General features: G+C 26.9%; 20 protein-coding genes. 14 read left to right on the forward strand and 6 right to left on the reverse strand.

Features of this window, described 5'->3' with window-relative positions; all coding sequences use genetic code 11:
- Positions 1 to 97: 97 nt before the first annotated feature.
- The 6 genes from MKD34_RS13595 (at position 98) to MKD34_RS13620 (ending at position 5,931) form a co-directional block, all read left to right on the forward strand.
- Entirely contained in the window at positions 98 to 1,525 is a 1,428-nt protein-coding gene (locus tag MKD34_RS13595) for a helix-turn-helix domain-containing protein (RefSeq protein WP_240222001.1), read from the forward strand.
- A gap of 103 nt (positions 1,526 to 1,628) precedes the next feature.
- On the forward strand, positions 1,629 to 1,991 hold the full coding sequence (locus MKD34_RS13600) for a hypothetical protein (protein WP_240222003.1): 363 nt from the start codon (positions 1,629 to 1,631) through the stop codon (positions 1,989 to 1,991).
- An 81-nt stretch (positions 1,992 to 2,072) separates the two neighbouring features.
- Positions 2,073 to 2,738 (forward strand): response regulator transcription factor, encoded by a 666-nt coding sequence (locus MKD34_RS13605; RefSeq protein WP_240222005.1) that lies wholly within the window; start codon positions 2,073 to 2,075, stop codon positions 2,736 to 2,738.
- Positions 2,713 to 4,059 carry a sensor histidine kinase gene (locus tag MKD34_RS13610; RefSeq protein WP_240222007.1) on the forward strand — a complete coding sequence of 449 codons (1,347 nt, stop codon included), beginning with the start codon at positions 2,713 to 2,715 and terminating at the stop codon, positions 4,057 to 4,059. The genes MKD34_RS13605 and MKD34_RS13610 overlap by 26 nt, the downstream gene beginning before the upstream one ends.
- A 39-nt stretch (positions 4,060 to 4,098) precedes the next feature.
- A complete protein-coding gene (locus MKD34_RS13615) occupies positions 4,099 to 4,914 on the forward strand; it encodes a nitroreductase family protein (protein WP_240222009.1) in 816 nt (271 codons plus the stop codon).
- 111 nt (positions 4,915 to 5,025) lie between these two features.
- The gene (locus MKD34_RS13620) at positions 5,026 to 5,931 is read left to right on the forward strand and encodes a DMT family transporter (protein ID WP_240222011.1); all 906 of its coding nucleotides are present in this window, start codon (positions 5,026 to 5,028) and stop codon (positions 5,929 to 5,931) included.
- 38 nt (positions 5,932 to 5,969) lie between these two features.
- Here MKD34_RS13620 and MKD34_RS13625 read toward each other — a convergent pair whose 3' ends face one another.
- Complete coding sequence (locus MKD34_RS13625; protein WP_156898026.1) at positions 5,970 to 6,146, reverse strand: hypothetical protein; 177 nt, start codon at positions 6,144 to 6,146, stop codon at positions 5,970 to 5,972.
- Positions 6,147 to 6,294: 148 nt separating this feature from the next.
- Positions 6,295 to 7,848: an ABC-F family ATP-binding cassette domain-containing protein gene (locus MKD34_RS13630; protein ID WP_240222013.1), complete on the reverse strand. Its 1,554-nt coding sequence runs from the start codon at positions 7,846 to 7,848 to the stop codon at positions 6,295 to 6,297.
- A 187-nt stretch (positions 7,849 to 8,035) separates the two neighbouring features.
- On the opposite strand from MKD34_RS13630, the gene MKD34_RS13635 reads away from it, so the two are divergent.
- The 3 genes from MKD34_RS13635 to MKD34_RS13645 all read left to right on the forward strand — a co-directional run bounded on the left by MKD34_RS13635 (position 8,036) and on the right by MKD34_RS13645 (position 11,455).
- Complete coding sequence (locus MKD34_RS13635) at positions 8,036 to 10,009, forward strand: LTA synthase family protein (protein WP_240222016.1); 1,974 nt, start codon at positions 8,036 to 8,038, stop codon at positions 10,007 to 10,009.
- A gap of 82 nt (positions 10,010 to 10,091) precedes the next feature.
- Positions 10,092 to 10,847, forward strand: coding sequence for an SDR family oxidoreductase (locus tag MKD34_RS13640; RefSeq protein ID WP_240222018.1), 756 nt, complete (start codon positions 10,092 to 10,094; stop codon positions 10,845 to 10,847).
- A gap of 59 nt (positions 10,848 to 10,906) precedes the next feature.
- Positions 10,907 to 11,455 (forward strand): YqaA family protein, encoded by a 549-nt coding sequence (locus tag MKD34_RS13645; protein ID WP_240222020.1) that lies wholly within the window; start codon positions 10,907 to 10,909, stop codon positions 11,453 to 11,455.
- Positions 11,456 to 11,471: 16 nt separating this feature from the next.
- Here MKD34_RS13645 and MKD34_RS13650 read toward each other — a convergent pair whose 3' ends face one another.
- The 3 genes from MKD34_RS13650 to MKD34_RS13660 are packed head-to-tail and all read right to left on the reverse strand — an operon-like array spanning position 11,472 to position 15,489.
- Positions 11,472 to 12,770, reverse strand: a complete 1,299-nt coding sequence (locus MKD34_RS13650; RefSeq protein WP_240222022.1) for a Na+/H+ antiporter family protein — start codon at positions 12,768 to 12,770, stop codon at positions 11,472 to 11,474.
- 30 nt (positions 12,771 to 12,800) lie between these two features.
- On the reverse strand, positions 12,801 to 14,342 hold the full coding sequence (hutH, locus tag MKD34_RS13655; protein WP_240222024.1) for a histidine ammonia-lyase: 1,542 nt from the start codon (positions 14,340 to 14,342) through the stop codon (positions 12,801 to 12,803).
- 10 nt (positions 14,343 to 14,352) lie between these two features.
- Positions 14,353 to 15,489: an ROK family protein gene (locus MKD34_RS13660; protein WP_240222026.1), complete on the reverse strand. Its 1,137-nt coding sequence runs from the start codon at positions 15,487 to 15,489 to the stop codon at positions 14,353 to 14,355.
- Between the two features lie 294 nt (positions 15,490 to 15,783).
- On the opposite strand from MKD34_RS13660, the gene MKD34_RS13665 reads away from it, so the two are divergent.
- Genes MKD34_RS13665 through hisR form a run of 4 tightly spaced genes read left to right on the forward strand, consistent with a single transcriptional unit; the run spans position 15,784 to position 20,835 of the window.
- Positions 15,784 to 17,799 carry a urocanate hydratase gene (locus MKD34_RS13665; protein ID WP_274722685.1) on the forward strand — a complete coding sequence of 672 codons (2,016 nt, stop codon included), beginning with the start codon at positions 15,784 to 15,786 and terminating at the stop codon, positions 17,797 to 17,799.
- 10 nt (positions 17,800 to 17,809) lie between these two features.
- Positions 17,810 to 19,054: an imidazolonepropionase gene (gene hutI / locus MKD34_RS13670; RefSeq protein ID WP_240222028.1), complete on the forward strand. Its 1,245-nt coding sequence runs from the start codon at positions 17,810 to 17,812 to the stop codon at positions 19,052 to 19,054.
- A gap of 24 nt (positions 19,055 to 19,078) precedes the next feature.
- Positions 19,079 to 20,023, forward strand: coding sequence for a formimidoylglutamase (gene hutG / locus MKD34_RS13675; protein ID WP_240222030.1), 945 nt, complete (start codon positions 19,079 to 19,081; stop codon positions 20,021 to 20,023).
- A gap of 23 nt (positions 20,024 to 20,046) precedes the next feature.
- Complete coding sequence (gene hisR, locus MKD34_RS13680) at positions 20,047 to 20,835, forward strand: histidine racemase (protein ID WP_240222032.1); 789 nt, start codon at positions 20,047 to 20,049, stop codon at positions 20,833 to 20,835.
- Between the two features lie 248 nt (positions 20,836 to 21,083).
- Here hisR and MKD34_RS13685 read toward each other — a convergent pair whose 3' ends face one another.
- Positions 21,084 to 21,710: an HAD family hydrolase gene (locus MKD34_RS13685; protein WP_240222034.1), complete on the reverse strand. Its 627-nt coding sequence runs from the start codon at positions 21,708 to 21,710 to the stop codon at positions 21,084 to 21,086.
- Between the two features lie 150 nt (positions 21,711 to 21,860).
- Between MKD34_RS13685 and MKD34_RS13690 the strand changes: the two genes are divergently transcribed.
- Positions 21,861 to 22,382: a GNAT family N-acetyltransferase gene (locus tag MKD34_RS13690; RefSeq protein WP_240222036.1), complete on the forward strand. Its 522-nt coding sequence runs from the start codon at positions 21,861 to 21,863 to the stop codon at positions 22,380 to 22,382.
- The last annotated feature ends 8 nt before the right edge of the window (positions 22,383 to 22,390 follow it).

Consider the following 22,390-nt stretch of genomic DNA (forward strand, 5'->3'; position numbering starts at 1 on the left):
TCATTAAGTAAGAGTAAAAAAATTAAAGAAGAGGGGTGAAAGGATTTACTTTTAGCAATTTAATATAGAAAAATAAAGCTAAAAGTGTTATCTAAAAATGTTTTTAAATAAAAAATCATTGAATATTTTAAATTTGTTTTTAAGTTTAAAGAGGTACAGTTATTCAGAATTAGAAACAGTTCTGAAAATAAAGAAAAGATCAATAACAATGAATATAAATACAGTAAATAGTTTTTTACATAACCATAATATAAATGGAATACTGAAAGAGGATGAAATTTTTTATATCGACGAGAAAGAAATTTTAAAAATAAAAGATTTATTATCACATGCACCTTTTAGTCCTATTGAAAGAAGAGACTATATTTTATTAAAACTTTTTTTTACTAATAAAGTGATATTAAGTAATAGTTTTATTGAATTAGATATCACAAGAAGAACGTTAAACTATGATTTAGAAAGAATAAAAGAATATTTAATAAAGTATAAGCTTAAATTAGAAAGTTTACCTTCAAAAGGAGTTTTTCTCATTGGAAATGAAATAAATATAAGATTTTTATTTGCAAGTTATTTAACTAAGTATTTTGTAGAAAGAGATAGTTGTCATAATCTATTTATTAATTTGATTAACAGCATTTTTTCTAAAAAAGAGGTGAGTCTAGCTAAAAAGATAGTTTTAAATCTAATAAATAAAATGAATATTTCCCTTCCACCAGAAGATTTTTTTAAAATTGTTTCAATAATTTTGATTCATTCGTTTAGAGAGATTAATTTTCCATGTTCATACGAGGAATATAGAACTTCTCAGGTTTTATTGGAAAATAAATATTATAATAAAGTTATAAATTTTTTAAAAACTCATGGATTGGAGGAGTTAAAAATATACGAGTTAGATACAATAGCGGAACTTCTTTTATCATTAGATATTGAAAGATATACAATGAATATTGAGAATGAAGTAAATTTATTTTTAAAAAATCTTGAATTTAAATTAAATATAACTATTCCAAAAGAACAAGATTTTTTAATGCAAGTTTCTAATGCAATAAGAATAGGAAAGTTTAAAGCAGAATTAAATTTTTTAGAGCATAAAGAGCTACATAAATTAGATAGAGAATATAAAAAATATTATGTAGAAATAAATAATGTAATTAAAGAAATTATTCCTAAATTTTATTTAGAGGATATCATATACTTAACTATACTTATAAAAAATAGTGTAGATATGAATGACTTAGAACATAAAAAACCAAAAAATATAGCAATAATAGATAACTCTTTTAATCATATTTATGGAAAAATGTTATTAAAATATATAAAAGGAAATTATTATGTAAACATTTTAAAGATATTGGATAATTATCAATTAAAAGATTTTTTAAAAAATGAAAATGAAATAGATTTCATATTAACTTTAAATGATATAAATATAAAAAAGACAAAAGTTCCAACGATAAAGATGGATTTTAAGTATATATTAAATAATGTTTGCGAACTAGAGAAACATGGTTTTTTAAAAAAATAATAGAGTTTTAATAATATATTTATTTTGACATATTTCTGTAACAAATCTTTGGTAATATTAATTTATAAAATAAAAAATAGATTAAAAAAGAGGAGTGAAGATTATGAAAAAAATATTATTAGTAGGAGCTTTTGTAATATCAGCAGTTTCATTTGCAAATGGACATACAACAATGGAGAATATGAATCATGGATCTATGGGAAGTAATACGAACCATTCAAGTATGAAAATGATGAATGGAGATATGAATTGTAAAATGATGGGGAAAATGAATATGACTCCAGAATTAAAAAAACAAATGCAAGATGATATGATAAAAATTCAAGAAAAACAATTAGAAATTAATAAAATAATGAATACAACAAATCCAGATATGAAAAAAATAGAGAGATTGAATAATGAAATATATCAAATAAAAGCTACTCATATGACAAAAATGCAACAAAATATGATGAAAACAAATTAATTTATTATAAAAAGGCGGGAATTCCCGTCTTTTTATTGTATAATAAAGTAAATTTTGAGGGATGTATTAAAAGGAGTTTTTATGAGAAAAAAAATTTTAATAATAGAAGATGAACAAAACTTGGCAAATATAATAGGAAAAAGTTTAGAAAATGAAGGATTTGAAATAAAAATAGTAACTCAAGGAGATTTGGCCTTAGATGAATTTTATTCTTTTTCTCCGGCATTGGTTCTTCTTGATATAAATTTACCTAAAAAAAATGGTTGGGATATTTGTAAAGAAATTCGCCAATACTCAAAAATACCTATAATTATAATGACTGCTAGAGATACAGAGTTAGATGAAATTCATGGATTAGAATTAGGAGCTGATGATTATGTAACTAAGCCGATTAGTACAAAGGTAATTATATTAAAAATAAAAAAACTTTTGAAAATGGAGGATAATAGTTTTTTTTATTTAGATAAATTAAGCTTTGATTATAATACATTTAAAATTATGATAGAGGATATAGAGATAATATTATCAAAAAGAGAGACGTTACTTTTAGAATATTTTTTTAGAAATCAAGATATAATTTTATCAAGAGAGACATTATTAAATGAAGTTTGGGGGTTTGAATTTAGTGGAGAAGAAAGAGCAGTAGATACATTAGTAACTCGTCTCAGAAAAAAAATGGGAGTGTATGGAGAACATATAAAATCAATAAGAGGGGTAGGATATGTATTTAGCAAAAATAAGAGTTAACCTCTTTACTAAAATATTTGTATTTTCACTATTTATAGTATTGATAACAATTTTAATAAATTATTCTTTTAATGCTATTTTCTTAGAGAAGTTTTATATTTATAGAAAAAAAGAAGTAATGTTAAAAGTTATACAAAATGCAAAAATTATTTATGAAACACAGTCTGAAAATAATTTTGAAAATTATGTCTATGATGTAAAAGAATCCATGGGAATAGATATAGATATAAAAAATTCCAAGAAGAGTCGTATGATGGGAAGTCATATGATGAGAAGAAGTGATAGTATAGATAATATTCCATATAATAAATTTATAGATAAGGAGTTGTTAGGAAATGATGCTAAGATTTTGTACTATGGAGAAGAGATATCAAAAGATACGGGAATATTTGTAAGTACTTCTTTATCAGTTATTCAAGCCCATAGTCATGAAAGTAACATATTTAATATTATGACAGCATTAGTAGCATTAGCTATATCTTTAGGAACAGGATTAATATTTTCAAAAAGAATTACAAAAGATATAGAGTATTTAAATAAAAAGGCTGATAAAATTTCAAAATTAGATTTCTCAGAAAATATTGAAATTAATAGAAATGATGAGATTGGAGATTTAAGTAAAAATTTAGAAAAAATGTCAAAAGAACTTTCAACATCAGTATCTAATTTAAAATCTTTTGTATCAAATGCATCTCATGAACTAAGAACTCCGATTGCTGTTATTTGTACTCATGCAACAGCACTCCTTGAGCATAAAGAAATTAAAGAAGATGAGAAAAGAAAGTATTATGAAATAATTTTAAAAGTTGGAAATGAAATGAAAGAATTAATTGAAAATTTATTAATATTATCTAAATTAGATAGTACAGTTTTCAAATTAAGAAATGAGAGTGTAAATTTAAAAAAAATTATAGAGGAAGCTTTGGAAAGATACGATATAATTGAATTAGAAAGAGATATAAATATAAATCTAAATTTAGATACAGAGAATGTACTTGGAGATTCAAGAATTATAAAATTAGTTTTAAATAATTTAATCCAAAATGCTTTAAAATATAGTATTATTGGTGGTGATGTAAAGATTTTCCAAAAATTTAATTACTTAGTTATAGAGAATACTTTTCAAGGAGAACTTGGAAATGAGATTGAAAAACTTCTTCAACCTTTTTCAAGAGGCAAAAATGCTGAAGATTTTAAATTTGATGGAATGGGTTTAGGCTTATCTATAATATCTAAAGCTTTAAATTTAGCATCAATAAAATACGAGATAAAAGTAGATCAGAATAAATTTATAGTAAAATTAAAAATATTAGATAATTAGTTTAATAAAAAATACACTTATGAAAGGAGAGTTTTTAAAATGTTTAAAGTAAATGATAAAATATGTATAGGTTGTGGAATGTGTGTAAAAGATTGTTTTGTACGAGATATTGAGTTAGTTGAAGGAAAGGCAGTAATAAAAAATGTGACATGCTTTAAGTGTGGACATTGTGTAGCTGTATGTCCTGTAGCAGCGGTGTCTACAGATGAATATAGTATGGATGATGTAGTTGAATATAATAAAGAAAAATTTACTATTGAGCCTGATAATCTTTTAAATTTTATAAAATTTGAGAGAACAATAAGACAATTTAAGGAAAAAGATGTAGAGAATGAAAAGCTTTTAAAGATAATTGAAGCTGGAAGATTTACACAAACAGCTAGTAATGCACAAAATGTAAACTATGTAGTAATAAAAGAGCAGATTCAAGAAGTTAGAAAAATAACTCTAGAAGTTTTGAATAGTTTAGGAGAATATGTTTTAGAGAATTCAACAAATCCTTTATATAAAAGATATGCTAAAATGTGGAGAAAAATGTATAATGATTTTATAGATAATCCTTTAGGAATAGATAATTTATTTTTTAGAGCACCAGCTTTGATAGTAGTTACTTCAGAACATCCTTTAAATGCTGGATTAGCTTCAGCAAATATGAAGCTTATGGTTGATGCTTTAGGATTAGGAACTGTTTTTAGTGGATTTTTTACAAGAGCTTGTGAAGGTAATTCTAGAATAAAAGATTTTTTAGGAATCGAAGAGAAACAAATTGTAGTAACATGCATGGTTATTGGATATCCAAATGTAAAGTATTCAAGAACTGCTCCGAGAAAAGCTCCAAACATTATTTGGAAATAAAAAAATACTTTTTAGATAAAACTGTCAACTTAATTATGACAGTTTTATTTTTTTAAAAAAGTTTTATATAATGAAAAAAAAATATGTTATAATGAAAATAAAAAGGAGAATTTGATGAGAGGGTTTATACTAGGTATTATTTCAGCTTTATTTTTTTCATTAACATTTATTTTAAATGAGGTTATTAGTTCAACTCAAGGAAATTTTTTATGGACAGCTTCTCTTAGATATATTTTTATGTTAATAATTTTATTTGTAATATTATTAACTAAAAAGCAGGTTAGTGAAGTATATAAACATATTTTAGAATTTCCAAAAAAATGGATATTTTGGAGCACAATAGGATTTGGATTTTTTTATTTACCTTTATGTTTTGCATCAACTTATGGTGAAGGATGGTTAGTTGCTTCAACATGGCAAATAACAATAGTAGCAGGAGCTTTGATGACTCCTATTATTTCTAAAGGTAAACTCCCAGTAAAATTTTTAAAACTATCATTAATAATTCTTTTAGGGATATTTATTATACAGTTTGAAAACTTTAAAGTGATTTCTTTGAAAAGTGGACTTTTCGGAATTATTCCGGTTTTTATAGGAGCTTTTGCATATCCTTTAGGAAATAGAAAGATGATGAATCTTGTAGGAGAAAGATTGACAGCTTTACAAAGAGTTTTTGGAATGACCCTTTGTAGTCTTCCGTTTTGGATTATAGTATCAATTTATGGTTTTTTTTCAAGTGGATATCCAAAATATAACCAAATTTTAAGTTCAATATTAGTTGCACTTTTTTCTGGAGTTATAGCGACAACATTATTTTTTAAAGCTACAGATTTAAGTAAAAATTGTCCGAATAGATTGGCTGTAATTGAAGCAACTCAAGCTACGGAAATAGTATTTACGATTATAGGAGGAGTATTGCTAGGCAATAATTTACCTTCAATATTATCTATGGTAGGTATTATTTTAATAGTTGTTGGAATTATTTTTGGAAGTTTTTTAAAAGAAAAAGCCCATTGAATAGTTAATCTATTCAATGGGCTTTTTTTGCGTAAGTATTAATTATTTGAGTAAATAAACATTGTTCCAGTAGCTGAAACAGGTTTAAAATTTGTTTTCGTATCTTGTGAAGTATATTTCATTAAAGTTCCAGTGGCAGGAACTAATAAATTTTTTTCAGTAGAATAAGCCATTAAAGATAGAGATAATATTGAACTTATTATTAATAATTTCATGATTTTCCTCCTTTTATAAAATTGTAATTATTACAATTTTAAATTAATTATAAACTATAAGATAAAAAAATGCAAGCTATTTTTAATTTTTTAAATAAAAAAACTGCTAATAAAAACTTTATTAGCAGTTTCGAAATTAAATCTAATATTAAATTATTTTTGTTGTCCAATCTTCAACATTCCAAATTTCAGTAGCAACATCCATATAGAAATCAGGTTCATGGCTTACCATTAATACTGTTCCATTAAATTCTTTAATTGCTCTTTTCAACTCTTCTTTTGCATCTACATCTAAGTGATTTGTGGGCTCGTCTAGAATTAAGAAATTAATTTCACGATTCATAATTTTAGCAAGTCTAACTTTTGCATTTTCTCCTCCAGATAAAACACGCATCTGACTTGTAATATGATCTGTAGTTAAACCACATTTAGCAAGAGCTGCTCTAACTTCGGCATTAGTTAATCCAGGGAATTCATTCCAAAATTCATCTAAAGCAGTTATAGAAGAACTTTCTTCTTCTTGTTTAAAATAACCAATTTCTAAGAATTGTCCGTGTTCAATCTCTCCAGATAAAGATTTTATTCTTTTTAAAATTGTATTTAAAAGTGTAGATTTACCTAAACCATTAACACCTTTTATAGCAATTTTTTGGTTACGTTCTATTGTAAAATTAAGTGGTTTTGTTAAAGGTTCGTTATATCCAATAACAAGGTCTTTTACAGTAATAATCTCTCTAGATGGTGTACGTGCAGTTTTAAATCCAAAAATTGGTTTTGGTTTTTCTCTAGCAATTTCGATAATTTCCATACGGTCTAACTTTTTTTGTCTATCTTTAGCTAAGTTTGTTGTAGCAACTCTAGCTTTATTTCTAGCTATAAAATCTTCTAGATGAGCAATTTCTTTTTGCTGTTTCTTATAAGCTGCTTCTATTTGTCTTTTTTTCAGTTCGTACATCTCTCTAAAATAATAGTAATCACCAGTATATCTAGTTAAAACTGCATTTTCAATATGGTAGATAACATTTGTAACTTCATTTAAAAATGGAATATCATGTGAAACTAAAATAAAAGCATTTTCATAGCTTTTTAAGAAATTTTTTAGCCAAGTTATATGATCTTCATCTAGGAAGTTTGTAGGCTCGTCTAAAATTAGAATCATAGGATTTTCTAATAAAACTTTAGCTAAAAGTATTTTAGCTCTTTGACCACCAGAAAGTTCAGAAACATCTCTTTCTAAACCAATATCAAGTAAACCTAATCCAGCAGCGTACTCTTCAATTTTAGAATCTAAATTATAAAAATCTGCTCCTTCAAGGATACTTTGGATTTCTCCAACTTCTTCTAAAATTATGTCCATTTCTTCAGGAGTACAGTCTCCCATTTTTGTGTAAAGATCCATAATTTCTTGTTCTAACTCAAACATATGAGCAAAAGCAGATTTTAAGATATCTCTAATTGTTTTTCCTTTTTCTAAAGTACTATACTGATCAAGATATCCTGTAGTGATGTGATTACACCAAGAGACTTGTCCTTCATCAGGCATAAGTTTACCAGTAATAATATTTAAAAATGTAGATTTTCCTTCTCCGTTGGCTCCTACTAATCCAACATGTTCACCTTTTAAAAGTCTGAAAGAGGCATTTTCTAAAATAACTCTAGAACCAAATCCATGACTTACGTTTTTAACATCTAAAATACTCATAAAATTTAACTCCTAATATATTTAATTAATATTTTTTTTACGATACGCAATGCTCTAATTTTATCATGATTTTCAAATAAATGATACATACTTTTTTACAAGAGTTCAAGAAAGACTAGAAAACTTGTATTAATATAAAAAAAATGTTAAAATTTATACTCAATTAATTACGAGCGAGGTTTATTTTATGTTAAAGAACAATCAAAATAACTGTTTTATAATTTTGAAATTTTTTATAAAACAGTATATCTATCTTTATTTTATGATGGTAATCAGTAGAATTTATTTTTTGTATAGAACTTTTCCCAAAGAAATAAAAATTCCAAAAGAAATAATTTATGAAGGATTTAAAGTCGGATGGATTTTCGATAATTCTATTATTGGTAGTTTCACCGTGATTACATCACTTTTATTTATAATTTTTTATATTCTAAATAAAAAAAATTATAGAGTAGCAAAGAATATCTACATAATCCCAACTAGTATTTTATTTTTAATCATTTGTTCTTTAAGTTTTGGAAATGTTGAATATTTTAGAGAATTTGGATTTAATGTTAATTCATCTATTTTAAACTACTTTGGAGACACGAATGAAATAGTAGCTACATTTTTTTCAGGAAACGACTATAACCCTATAACAAATTTATCAATTATTTTAATTTTAACAATAGGCTTTATAAAGCTAACTAAAAAAAATTTAGAAAAAATAAATTTAAGATTTGATTTCTTTGGGAATTTAAAGACTATGGTATCTATTTTAGTCATTATAACATTAGGAGTATTTTCATCAAGAGGTGGATTTTCAGAGGCAGTTTTAGACTGGGGAAGAGGATATTATTCAGAATATTCATATATGAACCAATTTGCTATAAATCCTATTTTTTCTTTAGGTAGATCTTATTACAATTTAAAAAAAGAGCAAAGAAAAGGACGAGCATTGGAAAGAACTTTTTCAATAGATGAACTTAAATATAATATAAGAGAAATAGTAAAAGATCAACAAGCACAATATATTTCTGATAAAAATCCATTACTAAGAATAACAGATACAAAAAAAAATCAGGAAAATTATAATGTTGTAATTGTATTGATGGAAAGTTTTATGTCAAAATATATTGGAGCTCAAGGAGCTGAAATAGATTTAACACCTAATTTTAATAAACTAGCAAAAGAGGGAGTTTTATTTAATAATTTTTATGCTACTGGAACTAGGTCTAATAGAGGTATAGCTTCTGTTACAGTTTCATACCCGTCGCCTAAAGTAATTTCTGTAACTAAAGAATTTACAGCAGGTCAAAAGGCATTTTATTCGTTACCAAAGATTTTAAAAGAAAGAGGTTATGAAACATCATTTATATATGGTGGTGACGCTGAATTTGATAATATGGCTGGTTTTTTAAAGTTAAATGGTGTAGATAATATAATAGACGAAAAAAATTTTTCTAAAGATGATAAAACTATTAAATGGGGAGTACCAGATGATAAATTATTTGAAAAATCTATAGATTATTTAAATAATTTAAAGAAACCATTTTTTACAACAATTTTTACTTTGAGTAATCACGCACCATATGATATAGATTCAAATTACAAACGTTTTAAAAATAATGAGTTTGGTGAATTAACTAATAGGTTAAATGCCTTTTATTTTGCGGATATGGCTTTAGGACAGTTTATAGAAAAAGCAAAGAAACAAGAATGGGCTAAAAATACAATTTTTGTTTTTGTAGCTGATCATGGCTTTAAAACAGATTCAAATTTTGATTTAAATTGGGAAAATTTTAAAATTCCACTTCTTTTATGGTCACCAGGAGACATATTTAATCCTGAAATTAGAGACATCACATCATCTCAAGTAGATATTCTTCCCACTATAATGGGAATTTTAGGAGGAACTTATAAAAATTCAAGTTGGGGAAAAAATCTTTTTATTTCTTCTGAAGAAAGTTCATATGCTTACATAGTACAAAATAACTTTTACGGAGTAATAAAAGATAATCTTCTTCTTATTGATGGAGATGGAGTTAAGCCAAAACTTGTAGATATGCAAAGATCAGAATATTTAGAAGATATAGATACTCTAAATAAGTTACATGAGATTACTAGGACTTATTTAGAGTTAGAAACATATCAATTAAAAAACGGAACTTTTGCAAACTAAAAAATAGTAATTATTGATTTTTAAAAGGGAAATTACTAAAAAATTAGAATAACATAATAAACAACTAATTGGAGGTAGAAATATGAGTTTTAAAAATCAAATTGTTGTTATTACAGGTGGAGCAAAGGGTATTGGAAGAGGACTAGTAGAATCTTTTGCCAAGGAAAATGCAGATATATATTTTTTAGATATGGATTTTGAAAGTGGTAATAAATTAGAGAATGAGCTTAATGATAAAGGATATCGTGTTCATTTTAGATTAGTAGATATAACTAAAGAGATAGAACTAGCAGAAGTTATAGATAAAATTCCAAAAATAGATGTTTTATGTAGTAACTGTGGAATATTTCCACAAAAAAAAATAATGGATATGAATGTTGAGGATTGGGAAAAAGTTCAAAAAGTAAATGTAACAAGCACATTTTTAGTAACTAAACATTCTATAAAGAAGATGATTGGAGCAAAATATGGAAGAATAATTTTAACATCATCAATAACAGGACCAGTAACAGGATTTCCGGGATGGAGTCATTACGGTGCGAGTAAAGCGGCGTTGTTAGGGTTTATGAGATCAGCTTGTTTAGAAGTTGCTAAATTTGGGATTACAATAAATGCAGTTATGCCAGGAAATATATTAACAGAAGGATTAGCTCAGCAAGGAAATGATTATATTAATAGTATGAAAAAAAGTGTACCAGTAGGATTTTTAGGTGATGTTTCCGATATAGCTAACGGTGTTATGTTTTTTGCTAAAAAAGAAAGCAGATATATAACAGGCCAAACTTTAATTATAGACGGTGGACAAATTTTACCAGAATCTTTAGAGGCTTTAGCTTAATTGATTTACTATTTGTTTCCATAATGGTATAATTAAAAAAAATTCTTAAAGGATAGTTTATGTTTGAAATATTAAAAGAGTTTGGGATTTACGGAATAGCAATAGCTGGATTGTTAGAGGCAACAATATTACCTATTCCAATGGAGACAATATCCGTACCAGTATATCTTTCTTCAAGAGAGAAAGTGGCGTATTTATTAATAATTTTAATAATTTGCTCTACTTTAGGTAGCATAATTGGTTATTTATTTTGGAGAAAAATTAGTGGACCAATTAAAAATAGATATTTAAAATCAGAAATATTTGTTAAAATAAAAAAAATGTATGAAAAAAATGCTTTATTAACATTGCTGACATCTGCATTTACACCAATACCTTTTGAAGGATATATTATAGTAGCAGGGATTCTTGAAATAGAATTTAAAATATTTTTATTAGGAGTAGTTTTTAGTAGAGCTTTGAGGCATATTCCTCAAGGTATATTGATATATTTTTATGGAGAAAAAATAACAAAAAATATAGGAATATATAGTCTTATAACTGCGATAATTATATTCATAATTTTTTTCTTTATAAGAAAAATTATGAATAAAAAAAGACACCTTTAAGTGTCTTTTTTTATTATTAGAACAAAACACCACCAATTACTCCCGCAACTAAGAGAGGAATACTATAATGCATAAATGTAGGAATACAAGTATCCCTTATATGATCATGTTGACCATCAGCATTTAATCCAGCAGTTGGACCTAATGTGGAGTCAGAAGCTGGAGAACCAGCATCTCCAAGAGCTCCAGCACATGCTATTAAAACAATAGTACCTAGAGGAGAAACACCAAGTTCTATACATAATGGAACATAAATAGCTGCTAAAATAGGAACTGTACCAAAAGATGTTCCTATTCCCATAGTTACAAAAAGACCAACTAAAAGCATTACAAATGATCCCATTAATTTACTTCCCCCAACAACCCCCACAACACTTTGAACAAGAGGAGCAATTGCGCCAGTATTTCTAATTACGCTTCCATAACCAGCCGCAACTAACATAATAAAAGCAATTAATCCCATAATACCAATACCACCATTTATTAAATCATCAATCTCATTCCATCTAATAACTTTAGTAATTAACATAAATAATATAGCAGCAATTGCTCCTAGAGGTAAAGATCCTGTATATAGTTGAATTCCAAAGGCTATTATAGCAGATAATAAAGTGTACCAATGCTTTAACTCCATTTTTTCAGGTATCTCTTCATGAACACCAGCTATAGTTAAATCCTTGTAAACTCTTGGCTTTGTATAGCTAATAAAAATAGCAATCAAAAGTCCTATTAACATTGCTAATCCTAAAATCCAAGTTGCTTTCCAAACTTGATTAAGCTCAATATTTAGTCCATTGCTGACAATCTGATCTCTAAGAATTCCGTGGAAAATCAAACCAAAGCCAACAGGTAAAACAATATATGGCATTTTTAAACCAAAAGTTAAAGCACAAGCCATAGATCTTCTATCCATTTTTAACTCATCCATTAATTTTAATAAAGGAGGAATCAAAATAGGAATAAAAGCTATATGCACAGGTATTAAATTTTGTGAAAAGCAAGCTATTGTAGAAATAATTACGGCAAGAATCCATTTTTTTCCACTAACAACTTTTGAAATTTTTTTTGATAATAGTGCAGCGACTCCAGTACTATTAATAGCAACAGCTAAAGTACCTAAAAGTACATAGCTCAGAGCAGTTTCAGAATTTCCACCCATGCCTAGTATCAAAGTTTTCATCGTTTCATTAACTCCAATTCCTGAAGTTACTCCTGCAACTAAAGCAGCAATTAATATAGCTAAAATTACATTTAATTTTAATAAACTGAGTATAATCATAGTGGAAACAGAGAGTATTACTGGATTAAAAATCATATTGCCCTCCTATTAATTTTGATGTAATTCTTAATTTTTAATATGATGATTTTCTTTTTCTAAAGATTCAATAATTAAATTTTTCTTAATTACATCTTCAACTGTATCTATATCAGGGTACATAACTCTATCTTCATCGTAATACTTTACATTTTCTCTGATGATTTTGTAAGCTTCTTGAGTCATTAAACCAAGAGAGTCTTTAGATTTTTTTAAATCAATTGCTTGACAAGCACATAAAATTTCCATAGCTATAACTTTTCTAGCATTACCTAAAATCTCTCCAGCTTTTCTAGCTGCAATTGTTCCCATAGAAACATGGTCCTCTTGATTAGCTGAAGATGGAATTGAATCAACAGATGCAGGATGTGCTAAAACTTTATTTTCTGAAACTAAAGAAGCTGCACTATATTGAACAATCATAAATCCTGAATTAACACCACCTTTTTCAACTAAAAATGCAGGTAATCCATTATTTAATTGAGGATTAACAAGTCTTTCAATTCTTCTTTCAGATATATTAGCCATTTCAGAAAGAGCTATTCCTAAAAAATCAAATGGGAGTGCCATTGGTTGCCCATGGAAATTTCCGCCAGAGATAACTTCATCTTCATCTACAAAGATAATAGGATTATCGGTAACAGCATTCATCTCTATCTCTACTTTTGTTTTTATAAAATTAAAAGCATCCTTACTAGCTCCATGAATTTGAGGTATGCATCTTAAAGAGTACGGGTCTTGAGTTCTTAGCTCTCCTTGTTTTGTTATACATTTACTTCCTTTTAATATTTTTCTTATATTTTCAGCTGTTGTTATTTGCCCAGCGTGAGGTCTAACTTTATGAACTTTTTTATCAAAAGCACAGATAATTCCATTTAAGGCTTCTATACTTAAAGCACCTGCTAAATCAAGATGTTTCATTAAATTTAAAGCATCATATGTCACATGAGCACCAATAGATGTCATAACTTGTGTTCCATTTATAAGAGCCAATCCCTCTTTAGATGAAAGAGAATCTAAGATTTTAATACCAGCTTTTTCCATAGCTTCTTTTCCAGAAAGAAGTTCATTTTTATAATAAGCTTTTCCTAAACCAAGCATAACTAATACCATATGAGAAAGAGGAGCTAAATCACCAGAAGCTCCTAAAGAACCCTTTTCTGGAATATATGGAGTTACATTTTTATTTAACATTTCAACAAGAGTATCTAAAGTTATTTTTCTAACTCCAGAATGTCCTTTACAAAGATTGACAATACGTAACATCATAATTCCTTTAACATATTCAATGGATAAAGGGTTTCCTACTCCACAAGAGTGACTCATTATTAGATTTTTTTGAAGAGCTTCTGTTTCATTTTCAGAGATAACTTGATCAGAAAATTTTCCAAAACCAGTAGTTATTCCATAACAAACTTTTTGATCTGCTACGTATCTTTCAACGAGCTCTCTAGCTTTTTCAACATCTTTATATACTTCTTCTGAAATTTTTACTTTGTAACCTTTTCTAGTAATATTCATAAGATCCTCTAATAAAATGTCCTTTTTTTCAATCACATAAGTATTTTTCATTTCTTCCTCCTTAAAATAGTTCATCTATTAACGGTAACATTGTAGCTCCAAGAGAAACACTACGCTCTCCAAAGTTTGAAAATATAATTGTTTCACTTCCTCTAAAAAAAATATTTTTATCATATATTTTTTTTATCAGTTTTTCTTTAAAGAAGTCTTTATATTGAGAGATATTTCCTGAAATAATAATTTTTTCTGGATTGTACATAAAAATAATATTTTTAATGCCAATAGATAAATAATCTAAATATTTTTCAAATATTTCTTTAATTTGTTTATTTTCAAAATTTTCATTTTTAAATACATCTTTTAATTTAACTATATTTGGATTAACTTTTTTCGCTTCTTCAACTAAAGATAGTTCAGAAACATACTTTCCCCAACACCCTTTATTTCCACATTCACATAAAAGTCCGTTGAAATTTATAATCATATGATTAACTCTAGAGGCTTTTAAAAAAAATTCACCATAAAAATCTTTCTCTATAAAACTTGACATATTTAAAGTACTTGAAATATTAAGTACTAAAAAGTTAGAAAAATCTTTTCCTATTCCTAAAAATTTTTCAGCTATAGCACAAAGATTGGCCTCATTATCAATAAGAACTTTTAAGTTATATCTCTTAGACAGAATTTTAATTTTATCTAAATTAATTCTTATGGATGAAGTAATTTCAATTATATTATTTTCATTATCAACGATTCCAGGTATAGATATTCCTATTCCTATAATTTTTTCTTTTACATGGTTTTGAATATCTGCAAGAAACTCATCTAAAGCGTCGTCAATTTTTTCTATTAAAGTTTCTTTAAAAAAGTCATCTTTTATAATAACCTCTTTTAATATTTCACCTCGTTCATTTCCAAGATGTATTTTCAATGCTTTCAAATGTACTGATATTCCTATACTATAAAAAAAATTTTTTTCTAAAGAGTAATATTGTGCTTTTCTTCCTGAACCAGATCCTATTTTTAAATCCTCTTTTATAATATTTGTATTTAAAAATTTATTAATAATCGTTTTTACAGTTGGAAAGCTTATATTTAAATCATTAGAAATATCAGCTATAGATAGATTCCTTTGTTTTTGATAAATATAATGAAAGACCTTTTTTTCATTATTTTCTTTTATTTTTTTTTGATACATTTATTCCTCCAAAGATATTTTTAAAACCAATTTAGTAATTCAGATGTATTCTAATCAAATATATACCTTTAAAAAAAATTAAAGTCAACACTTCTTTTTTTTAAAAAAAATTATAGTTCGTATTTTATTCTTAAAACATAATAATAGAGAGTATTGTATTTTTTTTGAATAGACTTTATATAAAATATATATTATATTTTTCATATTTTTCGAGGTATTAACATTATCAGAAGTTAAATTTTTTAGAAATTATTAAAGTCATTTAAAAAATATAAAGTGTGGAGGTTTTAAATTATGTTAAATCAAGAAATTTTCAATGCTATGACTATTAAGTTAACTGCCTATGATATCCCTTTAGAAGCACCTAAGTTTGATCCTAAAATTAGAAGAGCTCCTAAAAGAGTTGTACATTTAGAAAAAGATGAAGTTGCATTAGCGTTAAAAAATGCTTTAAGATATATTCCAGAAGAATTCCATGAGATGTTAGCTCCTGAATTTTTAGAAGAGCTTCATACTCACGGTAGAATATATGGATATAGATTTAGACCTGCAGGAAATATTCATGGAAAACCTATATTTGAATATGAAGGAAAATGTACTGATGCTAAAGCAATTCAAGTTATGATAGATAATAATTTAGATTTTGACATAGCTCTTTATCCATATGAACTTGTGACTTATGGTGAAACAGGACAAGTTTGTCAAAACTGGATGCAATATAGATTAATTAAAAAATATCTTGAAAATATAACAATGGATCAAACTTTAGTTGTAGCTTCAGGGCATCCAACAGGATTATTTAAATCTCACCCTTCAGCTCCTAGAGTTATAATAACTAATGGACTTATGATTGGAGCTTTTGATGATTACGATAACTGGGCTAGAGGGGCAGCTCTTGGAGTAGCTAACTATGGTCAGATGACTGCAGGAGGATGGATGTACATTGGTCCTCAAGGAATAGTTCACGGTACGTATTCTACAATTTTAAATGCAGGAAGACTTTTCTGTGGAGTTCCTGCTGATGGAGATTTAGCGGGTAAACTATTTGTAACATCAGGACTTGGAGGAATGAGTGGCGCTCAAGGAAAAGCTACTGTTATAGCTAAAGGGGTTTCTATTATCGCAGAAGTTGATTTATCTAGAATTCAAACTAGATTAGAACAAGGTTGGATAAATAAATTTGTTTCAACTCCTAAGGAAGCTTTTGATTTAGCTAAAGAGAAAATGGATTCAAAAACTCCATATGCTATTGCTTATTTAGGAAATATAGTAGACTTATTAGAATACGCAGATGCAAATAACGTTCATATAGATCTGTTGTCTGATCAGACGTCTTGTCACGCAGTTTACGACGGAGGATATTGTCCAGTTGGGATAACATTTGAAGAAAGAACAAGATTACTAGCAGAAGATAGAGGAACTTTTAGGAAATTAGTTGATGAAACATTAAGAAGACACTACAACGTAATTAAAAATTTAACAACTAAAGGGGTATACTTCTTTGATTATGGAAATAGTTTCTTAAAATCTATTTATGACATTGGAATTAAAGAGATATCAAAAAATGGAAGAGATGATAAAGGTGGATTTATATTTCCATCATATGTTGAAGATATTTTAGGACCAGAACTATTTGATTATGGTTATGGACCATTTAGATGGGTTTGTTTATCAGGTAAAAAAGAGGATCTTTTAAAAACTGATGCAGCAGCTCTTGAACTAGTAGATCCAAATAGAAGATATCAAGATAGAGATAACTATATGTGGATTAAAGATGCAGATGAAAATGGACTTGTTGTAGGAACACAAGCTAGAATATTCTACCAAGATGCTATGAGTAGAACTGCAATAGCTTTAAAATTTAATGATATGGTTAGAAAAGGTGAGATAGGACCAGTTATGTTAGGACGTGATCACCATGATGTTTCAGGAACAGATTCACCATTTAGAGAAACATCAAACATAAAAGATGGAAGTAATATTATGGCTGACATGGCAACACAATGTTTTGCTGGAAATGCTGCCAGAGGAATGACTATGATAGCATTACATAATGGTGGTGGAGTAGGAATAGGAAAATCTATTAATGGTGGATTTGGAATGGTTTTAGACGGAAGTAAAAGAGTAGATAATATTTTAGCTCAAGCAATGCCATGGGATGTTATGGGAGGAGTTGCAAGAAGAGCTTGGGCAAGAAATCCACACTCTATAGAAACTGTTATAGAATTTAATAAAAATAATGAGGGAACAGATCATATTACTTTACCATATATTGTAAACGAAAATTTAATAGAAAAATTAGTAAAATAAAGGAGTAAAAATGGCGAGTGATTTATTAGTATATAATATAGGAGTTCTAATAACTTCTAAAGAAATTGATATTATTAATAAAACCTCCATGGAAAATATAGAAGTATTAAATAATGCATATGTGGCTATAAAAAATGGCCACATATTTTCCTTAGGAGAAGGTGATTATGATAGTAGTCTTATAGAGAATAATACTATTCTTATTGATGCTGAAAAAAATGTTGTTATTCCTGGACTAATTGATTCTCATACTCATTTAGTACATGGTGGATCTAGAGAAAATGAGATGTTCTTAAAAGCTAAGGGAGCAACTTATATGGAAATTTTAAATGCTGGTGGTGGAATTTTAAGTACTGTAAAAGCTACAAAAGAAGCTACAAAAGAGGAGCTAGTTGAAAAAGCTAAAATTAGTTTAAAAAAAATGTTAGCCTTTGGTGTTACTACAATTGAAAGTAAAAGTGGTTACGGATTAGATTTAGAAACAGAGATAAAGCAGCTAGAAGTTAATCAAATACTAGATAAAGAACAACCTATTGATATTGTTTCTACTTTTATGGGAGCTCATGCTATTCCAAAGGAGTATAAAGGAAAAGAAGAGGCTTTTATTAAAAATATTATTCAAATGCTTCCTGAAATAAAAGCAAAAAATTTGGCAGAATTTTGTGATATTTTTTGTGAGCACGGAATTTTTTCTGTAGATCAAAGTAGAGAGGTACTAAAAGCAGCAAAAAAACTAGGATTTAAATTAAAAATACATGCTGATGAAATTGAAAGTATTGGAGGGGCTGAATTAGCTGGAGAGTTGGAGACTACATCATCTGAGCACTTAATGGCTGTTAGCGACGAAGGAATAATAGCACTAAAAAATAGTGGAGTTATTGCTAATATTCTTCCTGGGACATCCTTTTATTTAAAAAAAGAATACGCTCCTGTTAGAAAAATGATTGACCATGGAGTTCAAATAGCTTTATCAACAGATTATAATCCTGGATCATGTCCTACTGAAAATTTACAACTAATTATGCAGATAGCAGCTTTATACTTAAATATGTCTCCAATAGAGATTATAAAAGCAGTTACAATAAATGGAGCAAAATCATTAAATAAAGAGAAGCAAATAGGTTCTATTGAAATTGGGAAAAAAGCTGATTTAGTTATGTTTAACTCTAAATCGTTAGAGTATATTCTTTATCATTTTGGTATTAATCATACAAAAATGGTTATAAAAAATGGAGAAATTGTGTATAATATTTAATAAAAAGCTAGGAGAAGATAAGATATGTACTGGAGCGGAAGGATAGATGGAGAAGAATTAGATGTTCTTCGTATACACCAAGTTGTTAACGTTATGGAATTAAATCAATTACTTAGAGTTGATTTAAAAGAGAAAAAAGTTTGTTTTGTAAGTTTTAATTCTGATGAGGGTGTTAGAAGAAACTCCGGAAGATTAGGAGCAAAAGATGGATGGATTCATGTTAAAAAAGCTTTGTCAGGATTCCCAATTTTTAAAGAAGATTTAAAATTTTATGATTTAAAAGAAACAATCGAAGTTATAAATCATGACTTGGAGTCAGCTCATATAAGAATGTCTGAAATAGTTTCAGCTTTAAAAGAAAGAAATTTTCTAGTAGTTGTTTTAGGAGGAGGTCATGATATAGCGTTTGCAAATTATTCTGGAATTTTAGATTATGCTTTAAAAAAAGAAGAAAAACCTAAGATTGGAATAATAAATTTTGATGCTCATTTTGATATGAGAGAGTATAAAAACGGTAGAAATTCAGGAACTATGTTTCTACAAATAGCTGATATTTGTAAGGAAAAAGCGTTAAATTTTGATTATAATGTTTTCGGAATTCAAAAATTTTCTAACACTAAGAGACTTTTTGATAGAGCAGATGAATTAGGAGTTAAATATTATTTTGCTGAAGAGATAAGAACTATTCCAAGTGATGATCTTTACTCGATTTTAAAGAGAAATGACTATATACATTTAACATTATGTACTGATGTATTTCATATAACTTCTGCTCCTGGAGTGAGTGCACCACAAACTTTTGGAGTTAATCCAAGAAATGCATTACCTCTTTTAAAAACAATTGCAAGATATTCAAAAAATTTAACAATAGATGTAGCAGAGATTAATCCAACCTTTGATTATGATGATAGAACATCTAGATTGATGGCTAATATAATTTATGAACTTATTCTTAGTCATTTTGAATAATTATATACAATAAGGAGGAGAGAATGAGTTTAAAAAAATTAAAGTTTTCAAAAATAAATCCAGCAGGAAATATAACTTTACTTTATGATATGAAAAATATAGATAGCGATGATATTCAAAAAATTTCTAAAATTTCTATGGGTGATTTAAATTTGTATGCAGAACAAGTAGGATTTATTAATGATACTCATCTTCAAATGATGGGCGGAGAGTTTTGTGGAAATGCTTGCAGATCTTTTGCAGCTTATTTAGCGTTTAATGATATAAATTTTAAAAATAAAAAAGATTATAAAATAACTTGCTCTGGTGAAAATTCAAAATTAAATGTAGAAGTTAGAGTTTCAGAAATTGATAATATATTTTTATCAAGAATTAAAATGCCTAAAAGTATTTCTACTGAAACAATAGATTTAAAATTATCAAAAGAAAAAATTTTAAAAATAAGTGAAATTATTTTTGAAGGAATTGTTCATTTTATTGTAGAGTCTTCTGTAGATAATGAAATTATAAATAAAATTAGAGAGTATTCTAATAAGAGAAAATATTCAGCTTTTGGAGTGATGTTTTTTGATTATAATAAAATGCATATGGTACCATATGTAGAAGTTCAAGGATTTGATGGAGTTTGGGAAAATAGTTGTGGATCAGGGACAACTGCAGTTGGATATTATTTAAAAAAATATAAAAATATAGATTTTGCAAAAATTATTCAACCGGGAGGTTGGTTAGAAGTTTCTCATGAAAATAATGAAGTTTTTATAGATGGTCCTGTTGAAATAGTTGCTGAGGGAATTTCTTATATAAATTTATAAAATATTAAGAGAGGAGAAAGTTCCTCTCTAATTTTTATTTCAAAACTTTATTAAACGAAATTATTATTATCAATACTAAGTCATTAGCATGAGCTTTCAAATATTCTATGGAAGATTTTATATATTAGTGTATCAGAAAACTTATTTATTGAAAATAATTAACTTTAGTTGAATTCATGAAATAACTACTAGGAATATAAATATTCAGAGTTATATTAAATAATATATTTAGAAAATTATAAATTCCTTTAAATTATTGATAAAATATCTAATGGTTTATTCAAAATGAAATCAGCTGTTGTTTTAGAAATATCGATTGCTCCCCAAGAAGCTAGAGCAAATTTCATACCAGCTTTTTTACTAGCAATCTCATCAGCTATGGTATCACCAACATATATAACATTTTCTGGATTTAAGCTTAAAAGCTTTGCTCCTAAAAGTAATGGTTCAGGATTAGGTTTATGAAGAGTAGTATCTTCTGCAAGGACAGCACAGTTAATATATTTATCTAGTTTTGTAGGAATAAAATCAATTTCATACTGTTTTTTCATTTTAGAACTAACTATTCCTATTTTAATTCCTTTCTCATATAAAGTTTTAAAAACCTCATTAAATCCATCATATAAAACTGCCCCTTCTTCAAATTCATTAACATATTTAACCCATTTACCATAAGAGTCTTCAATATTATCAAAACCAAGCATTTTAATAGTTTGTTTGCCAGGATATGCACAATATTTAATAAGATTATCATAAGAAATTTCTTTTCCAAGTTCCTCTAAAATTAACTTTTGTAATGGAATTATATTCATTTTTTGAGTATTCAAAATAGTTCCATCTAAATCAAAAAGAATGCCTTTAATAGTATTTTTCATATAAACTCCTTTTTATTATTTTTCTAACCTCATAGTAACATTCTCTAAAAAAAATTGGAATATATTTTTAATAAAAATAATTTTGTATTGACATTTGAGGCTCAATATAATAATATCATAAGAACAAAAATTTTAAAGGAGAGTGACTATATGAAACTTGAAATGAAAAAATCTAACTTAAATGATGGAGTTGATGTTTATAGATTTCTTTGTGATTTAGGAATAGGAGAAAATGGATTTCATATGACCCCTCCAAGTGATAAAACAGAATTCAAAGAATTATTAAAAAAATTTTTAAAAGATTCAGAGGAAATTCAGCCAATAGGTCGAGTAATGCAAGAAATATATTGGATGTATATTAATAATGAAATTGTAGGAATATTAAAATTAAGACCTCAATTGAATGAAAATTTATTAATAAATGGTGGAAATATGGGTGTTAGTATTTCTCCAAAATTTAGAGGTAATGGATATGGTAAATTAATTATAAAAAAAGGAGTAGAGCTTCTAAAAGAAAAAGGTGTTTATAAAATTTTAATAACAATTTATGAAGATAATATACCTTCTAGAAAAGCTGTAGAGAGTAATGGAGGAGTATTATACGATATTAATGAAGATCTTTGTAGGTATTGGATAGATAATACAGTAAATATAGATAACGAACAACTATAATTAAAATA

This window comes from Cetobacterium somerae (assembly GCF_022430525.1).
Lineage (GTDB): Bacteria > Fusobacteriota > Fusobacteriia > Fusobacteriales > Fusobacteriaceae > Cetobacterium_A.

Bases quoted from the DNA above. Each gene is read 5' to 3' on its own strand.
- MKD34_RS13595 (WP_240222001.1), top strand. From the start codon at position 98: ATGTTTTTAAATAAAAAATCATTGAATATTTTAAATTTGTTTTTAAGT.
- MKD34_RS13600 (WP_240222003.1), top strand. From the start codon at position 1,629: ATGAAAAAAATATTATTAGTAGGAGCTTTTGTAATATCAGCAGTTTCA.
- MKD34_RS13605 (WP_240222005.1), top strand. From the start codon at position 2,073: ATGAGAAAAAAAATTTTAATAATAGAAGATGAACAAAACTTGGCAAAT.
- MKD34_RS13610 (WP_240222007.1), top strand. From the start codon at position 2,713: ATGTATTTAGCAAAAATAAGAGTTAACCTCTTTACTAAAATATTTGTA.
- MKD34_RS13615 (WP_240222009.1), top strand. From the start codon at position 4,099: ATGTTTAAAGTAAATGATAAAATATGTATAGGTTGTGGAATGTGTGTA.
- MKD34_RS13625 (WP_156898026.1), bottom strand. From the start codon at position 6,146: ATGAAATTATTAATAATAAGTTCAATATTATCTCTATCTTTAATGGCT.
- MKD34_RS13630 (WP_240222013.1), bottom strand. From the start codon at position 7,848: ATGAGTATTTTAGATGTTAAAAACGTAAGTCATGGATTTGGTTCTAGA.
- MKD34_RS13635 (WP_240222016.1), top strand. From the start codon at position 8,036: ATGTTAAAGAACAATCAAAATAACTGTTTTATAATTTTGAAATTTTTT.
- MKD34_RS13640 (WP_240222018.1), top strand. From the start codon at position 10,092: ATGAGTTTTAAAAATCAAATTGTTGTTATTACAGGTGGAGCAAAGGGT.
- MKD34_RS13645 (WP_240222020.1), top strand. From the start codon at position 10,907: ATGTTTGAAATATTAAAAGAGTTTGGGATTTACGGAATAGCAATAGCT.
- MKD34_RS13650 (WP_240222022.1), bottom strand. From the start codon at position 12,770: ATGATTTTTAATCCAGTAATACTCTCTGTTTCCACTATGATTATACTC.
- hutH (WP_240222024.1), bottom strand. From the start codon at position 14,342: ATGAAAAATACTTATGTGATTGAAAAAAAGGACATTTTATTAGAGGAT.
- MKD34_RS13660 (WP_240222026.1), bottom strand. From the start codon at position 15,489: ATGTATCAAAAAAAAATAAAAGAAAATAATGAAAAAAAGGTCTTTCAT.
- MKD34_RS13665 (WP_274722685.1), top strand. From the start codon at position 15,784: ATGTTAAATCAAGAAATTTTCAATGCTATGACTATTAAGTTAACTGCC.
- hutI (WP_240222028.1), top strand. From the start codon at position 17,810: ATGGCGAGTGATTTATTAGTATATAATATAGGAGTTCTAATAACTTCT.
- hutG (WP_240222030.1), top strand. From the start codon at position 19,079: ATGTACTGGAGCGGAAGGATAGATGGAGAAGAATTAGATGTTCTTCGT.
- hisR (WP_240222032.1), top strand. From the start codon at position 20,047: ATGAGTTTAAAAAAATTAAAGTTTTCAAAAATAAATCCAGCAGGAAAT.
- MKD34_RS13685 (WP_240222034.1), bottom strand. From the start codon at position 21,710: ATGAAAAATACTATTAAAGGCATTCTTTTTGATTTAGATGGAACTATT.
- MKD34_RS13690 (WP_240222036.1), top strand. From the start codon at position 21,861: ATGAAACTTGAAATGAAAAAATCTAACTTAAATGATGGAGTTGATGTT.